The organism is Synechococcus sp. R3-13 (assembly GCF_047462195.1).
Taxonomy (GTDB): domain Bacteria; phylum Cyanobacteriota; class Cyanobacteriia; order Thermostichales; family Thermostichaceae; genus Thermostichus.
Genome location: NZ_JANSIO010000398.1, coordinates 1 through 4,269 on the forward strand (window position 1 = coordinate 1; position 4,269 = coordinate 4,269).

At 59.2% G+C, this 4,269-nt stretch carries 5 protein-coding genes and 1 pseudogene; 2 read left to right on the plus strand and 4 right to left on the minus strand.

Translation table 11 applies throughout. The annotated features are described in order from the left end of the window. Nucleotides 1-358 (minus strand): annotated as a pseudogene (locus tag NW856_RS11745) (ribonuclease D); the annotation flags it as partial. Between the two features lie 57 nt (nt 359-415). Then, a complete protein-coding gene (rpsN, locus tag NW856_RS11750) occupies nt 416-721 on the minus strand; it encodes a 30S ribosomal protein S14 (RefSeq protein WP_011432985.1) in 306 nt (101 codons plus the stop codon). Between the two features lie 195 nt (nt 722-916). On the opposite strand from rpsN, the gene NW856_RS11755 reads away from it, so the two are divergent. Next, complete coding sequence (locus NW856_RS11755) at nt 917-1,231, plus strand: hypothetical protein (RefSeq protein ID WP_414400426.1); 315 nt, start codon at nt 917-919, stop codon at nt 1,229-1,231. Here NW856_RS11755 and NW856_RS11760 read toward each other — a convergent pair. Both NW856_RS11760 and NW856_RS11765 read right to left on the minus strand, forming a co-directional pair. Then, nucleotides 1,228-2,775, minus strand: a complete 1,548-nt coding sequence (locus NW856_RS11760) for a YcjF family protein (protein WP_414400427.1) — start codon at nt 2,773-2,775, stop codon at nt 1,228-1,230. The genes NW856_RS11755 and NW856_RS11760 overlap by 4 nt on opposite strands. Before the next feature lie 80 nt (nt 2,776-2,855). Beyond that, nucleotides 2,856-3,347 carry a cytochrome c oxidase assembly factor Coa1 family protein gene (locus tag NW856_RS11765; RefSeq protein WP_414400428.1) on the minus strand — a complete coding sequence of 164 codons (492 nt, stop codon included), beginning with the start codon at nt 3,345-3,347 and terminating at the stop codon, nt 2,856-2,858. Nucleotides 3,348-3,868: 521 nt separating this feature from the next. On the opposite strand from NW856_RS11765, the gene NW856_RS11770 reads away from it, so the two are divergent. Beyond that, nucleotides 3,869-4,183 (plus strand): hypothetical protein, encoded by a 315-nt coding sequence (locus NW856_RS11770; protein WP_414400429.1) that lies wholly within the window; start codon nt 3,869-3,871, stop codon nt 4,181-4,183. Nucleotides 4,184-4,269 lie beyond the last annotated feature (86 nt).

Consider the following 4,269-nt stretch of genomic DNA (forward strand, 5'->3'; position numbering starts at 1 on the left):
TGCTGGTGTAGGTGCGGGCCAGTTTGCTGGCAATTTTGGTGCAAAAGACGGGCCACGCCCGGATCCCCAGGTGATAGCGCAGCATGGCCAGGTCAAAGCGGGCGTAGTGGAAAATCTTTTCAATGTTGGGATCCGTCAGCAGCCCCGCCAAAAAGGGGGCCTGCTTTACCCCGCGGCTCAGCCGCAGCAGCACCACCTCACCGGCGGAGTTGGCGATTTGCACCACGCAAAGCCTGTCGCGCTGCGGGATCAACCCCATCGTCTCTGTATCCACGGCCAGGTGGGGTTCCCCGGCCAGGGCCTTTGCCACTGCAGGGGTGAGATCTTCGTCACAGAGCTGAAAAGGTTGCAGGCCCACTCAGGATCTCTCAAAAGGGTGTTTTGGCTGCATAACCAAGCGGCGAAGGCCAGGCAACTACCAGCTAGACTTGACCACACCTGGCAATAAGCCTCTGTGGGCCATTTCCCGCAGGCTGTTGCGACAGAGGCCGAAATCGCGGAAGTAACCCCGGGGACGCCCGGTTTTCCAGCAGCGGTTGCGCAGGCGTGTGGGCGAGCTGGCCCGAGGGAGTTTTTGCAGTTGGGCGTGCAGCTCCATGCGGGTGGCCTGGTCGATGTTGGGATCGGCCATGGCCGCTTTCAGTTGTTGGCGCTTCTCCCGATACTTCTCGACCAAGCGTTGGCGCTTTTTCTCCCGCTCGATCATGCTCTTTTTAGCCACGGCTCACTGTTTCCCCAGATTTTTCAGCTTTACTAGGATAACGAGGAGCAGCGGCCCCAAGCAAGGGGATCCCAGGCCCGCCCACGGCCATCCTCGCCAATGTTCATCCCTCTTTTCCGCTCTCCGTAGGATCCCTGAGGCCAGCCCCTCAGCTTGGGGGCAACCTACCTCTATAGGCGAGGTTGGTGTTGGGTGATGGCCATTTCCAAAGTGATCTCGTTTATCGCCGCCAAGTTTAGGGTTTCCCCAGAGCAGATTGAGGCCACGCGCGTGATTCTCCACAAGCCGCCGGCTCTGTTGGCAGTGCTGAAGTCGGCCTCTCCACTGCCCAAAGAGGTTTTGCAGGATCCCAGCTTGGCCTATATCTATCCTGCCGCCTTCATTCAATGGTCGAAGTGCATGCATGGCTTGGCGGATTGGGACACTGGGCCGGCACTGAGCTACGCCGATTATGTGGCGCAACTGAAGCTGGCCTTCCTGCCGACGGATATTGCCCTGAGCGGCCATTAGGGATCCCTTGGGTTGGCCATCCCATTTCGGAAGATGCGCCGGGAAGCCTCGCGGACAAACTCTTTGAGCCAACCGGATTTTTGGGTATTTTGCACCTGGGCTTTGACCACCGCCTGCATCCCCCCTTCTCCCCAGCTTTGGTTGTGCTGGAAATACTCAATGAAGCTCTTGCCGGCAATGCGGGTGAGATAGCCAGCACTGGCTGCCTGAATGGGGGCTGTCGCCAGAAAACCGACGACGCTCACTTCGGCAACGGTGGCCAAGATCCCCGTGGTCAGTTGGATCGCCCCTTCCACCAAGCCCAAGCCCGCTAGGGTTTTGGCCAGAGACAAGGCCAGCTCCCGCCCCTGCTGCAGATCCATCTTGCAGCCGTAAAGGGATCCCAGTTCCACCACCATCTGGGCGTTGATGGCGGCAATGGCCAGCAGATCCACCGCCGGGATGGGGTTGGCGAACACCACTCCTGTAACAATCCACTGAAAGCGATCGATCACCTCCTCCGCCTGCCGGCGCAGTTGGGCTTGGAGAATCCGTTTGGCCTCTTCCCCCAACTGTTGCGATTGCAGCAGGGCATTGTCCAAGGCCAGGGATCCACCTTCGGCATAGAGCACTGCCTGCACGCGATCCCGCACGGCGGCCACCTCCGGCTCCGGTCGCCAGGTTTGGGATCCCACCCGTACAGGGGCTGGAGCAGCGGCAGCCATCAACACATCCTGAGGTGGAATCAGGGGATGAACCCGCTCCCGCAGGCGTTGCAAGAGGATCTGCCGTTCTTCTGAGGTGTAGCGATCCGCTTTGTTCAGGATCAGCAGGGCCCGCTTGCCCAGGGCGATCAACCGGCGCAAGGGATCCACCTCTGACTGGCGCAGATCCCCATCCACCACCACCAGCAGCAGATCGGCAGCTTGGGCTTGGGCTTGCGCCTCCTGTTCCCGCATCACCCCTGCCGGGCCGATCTCCAAAATGCCGGGGCAATCCACGATCTGCACCGGCTGCGGGATCCCGGGCAAGTTCCAGTCGTAACAAGCTACCGCCTGGGTGGTGCCCAGAGTGGCCCCCACCGCCCCCGCCCGCCGCCCCAGCAGCGCGTTCACCAGAGAAGTCTTGCCCGCCGACCCGGTGCCGAAGACCACCACCTTCAGTTGGGGCTGGGCCAACTGTTGGGCCAGCAGAGCCGACCGTTCTGCCAGCGCTGCCCGCGCCACTTCATCCTGGATTTGCGCTAGCTGCGCCTCCAGTTGAGCCAAGTTCTGTTGCGCCGCTTTCCGCTTTTCCAAAGCCGTCTCCGGCAAGGCAAGGGGTTGGGTAATTTCCCTCCTGCTGGGGGCGGGTTGGCGAAACAGAAACAAGTAGTAGATGGCAGCGGCCAAAAACACCAGCAGCAGCAGCAGCAGCACCCCGATCAACAGCCCCCCCAAAATCGGGTGGTAGCGGGTGGCGTAGTACAGATCGAGAAACGATTGGATTAGCCAAACGATCAGGCCGGCGAACGAGGCCAACAGCGCCAACAACAGCAGCAAGCGCAGGTAAGGAAGCGACCGCATAGGGATCCAAGGCCACAACCGTTCGCGTCAGCGGGACGGAGTCCTTTTGACTCTACCCGCGGCTGAGCCTATTCGGCTACCTAGATGTCGCCTTCTGGCTGCAGGGGCAGGGCTTCTCCATCCGACTCTTCCTCTTCACAGCGGGATCCCCCCTCAATGACCGGAATGGCCTGCGGATCCCCGTCAACTTTCACTTGCAGATGGCGCAACTGCCATGCCGAGCCGGCCATGCCCCGCTCCGATTCCACAACCACATCGCCGGTGCGCTGGGCCCCTGTAATCAAAAAAGACAGACACACCCAGCCCGCTTCCTCATTTTCCTGAAAACGCAGCCGCGAGGGCCATCCCGGCCTCAGGGGCTCTCCCAAACGTTCCACCACCACAGCATTTTGTTTGAGCTGCTCCACCGCCAATTGGTAGGTGCGATAGGCTCCTGAGGCACGGATCCCATTCCAGACTAGGATCCCTGCCCCCGCCAGCCCCAGGCCCAACACCGCCAGCAGGCCCAAACAGCCGCAGCCACAGCAGCCCAGAGGGACAGCACAGCCGACTTTTTGTGGAGTTTCTGACACAGCCCATTGCCACCCTAGAATGCCCCCACCCTAACACAAAGCTGTTGCTCATCCTCTATGCCTTCATTGCCGACAAGGTACAGACAAAAAGCCAAGCAACCCTACGCCATTTGTCGGTGACGAACATCGCTTCTCAGTTCCGTATTGCCACAGATATCTGTTCACAGACTCAAACAACAGCCCGGAAAATCATGGGATCAGCACCTCTTTGGCAAGTTCAAGCAACTCACTGTTGAGTCTAATTTTGTACTGCAGTGAGGATGGGATCCCTACGTATCCAATTGTTGGCTCTACTCCCACTTCGATTGGAAAGGCTTGTGACACAAAGATTTCAAGCTTTTCGCCTACACGGAATCCGGATGGCTTAGAAGGTCAATGGGTATCTGGAAAGCCCTATTTCCGAGCACCGAGAAAGAAGACAAAGTGCGCGCATACCGAATCCGCTATTTGGCGGAGTCAATATCAGAGGGATTTATCGAGAATAAGAGCAGCAAAAGGTCTCCATCCAATCGCCTAAACCTATGGATGAAGCGACGACCGTGACCGTGCAGCAGATCATTCAAACCGCCATGATGACCGGTTTGCTCACTGCTGCTCAGGAACACGAACTTAACGTAAGGCTATTTCGAGAGGAGTGCTCCGAAGCCGACCTCTTCCTGCTGCGCCGTCTACACCGCTGCCTACGCCAGGGATCCATCCGCCAGATCCCGGCCCTGAACAACACTGTAGCGGTTGGCCGCTTTGGCCCGCCCCTGCGCCTGGTACCGGACAGAGCCGAGACAACTCAGTCCCAGCCGACTGGGTTAAGCCTGGCGAGGGATCCCAAGACCGGGTAGTCAAGCAATTACAAGCAATTAGTAAACTACCCGGCACCCGCGCTATGCGCAGGATGCGGGCTTTATCCCAATCCCTAGCGGCCCCA

Excerpts from the sequence above, each read along its gene's own strand:
- NW856_RS11760 (WP_414400427.1), bottom strand. The coding sequence starts at position 2,775 with ATGCGGTCGCTTCCTTACCTGCGCTTGCTGCTGTTGTTGGCGCTGTTG.
- NW856_RS11770 (WP_414400429.1), top strand. The coding sequence starts at position 3,869 with ATGGATGAAGCGACGACCGTGACCGTGCAGCAGATCATTCAAACCGCC.
- NW856_RS11755 (WP_414400426.1), top strand. The coding sequence starts at position 917 with ATGGCCATTTCCAAAGTGATCTCGTTTATCGCCGCCAAGTTTAGGGTT.